This is a genomic window from Alkalibacterium sp. s-m-28 (assembly GCF_054658175.1).
The window spans coordinates 1-392 of sequence record NZ_BAAGIQ010000294.1; the positions used below are offsets into that span (position 1 = coordinate 1).

At 38.5% G+C, this 392-nt stretch carries 1 protein-coding gene and 1 pseudogene; both read left to right on the top strand.

All coding sequences use genetic code 11. From position 1 onward, the window contains the following. Nucleotides 1–215: pseudogene (locus tag ACYQ4S_RS12385) on the top strand (IS110 family transposase); the annotation flags it as partial. Then, the coding region (locus ACYQ4S_RS12390; RefSeq protein ID WP_459771478.1) for a transposase at nt 209–392 on the top strand (184 nt) is incomplete at its 3' end. The pseudogene ACYQ4S_RS12385 and the gene ACYQ4S_RS12390, both read left to right, overlap by 7 nt.

Consider the following 392-nt stretch of genomic DNA (forward strand, 5'->3'; position numbering starts at 1 on the left):
GGCGAGGACGCTTTAAAGATCCTGTCAAATTAGCTAAAGTCATTAGAAAATCTGTCTCAGACTCTTATCGCTTAGGCAAACTAGCACAAGACAGTATTGATATCAATCTAGGTGTTCAAATGCGTGTGATACGTGGATTTGAACAAGAAATAAAAATCATTGATAAAGCCATTGAGAATATTATGGAAACCATCGATAGCGCAAAACATTGTTAAGCATTCCAGGAATTGGACCTGTTTATGCCGCAGGCATTATCGCTGAAGTGGGTCAAATTGACCGATTTAACCATGAAGCTCAACTGGCAAAATACGCTGGTCTTTATTGGCCAAAACATCAATCTGGTAACTATCAAAAAGAAAAGACACCGATGTCTAAGTCAGGAAACCGTTATT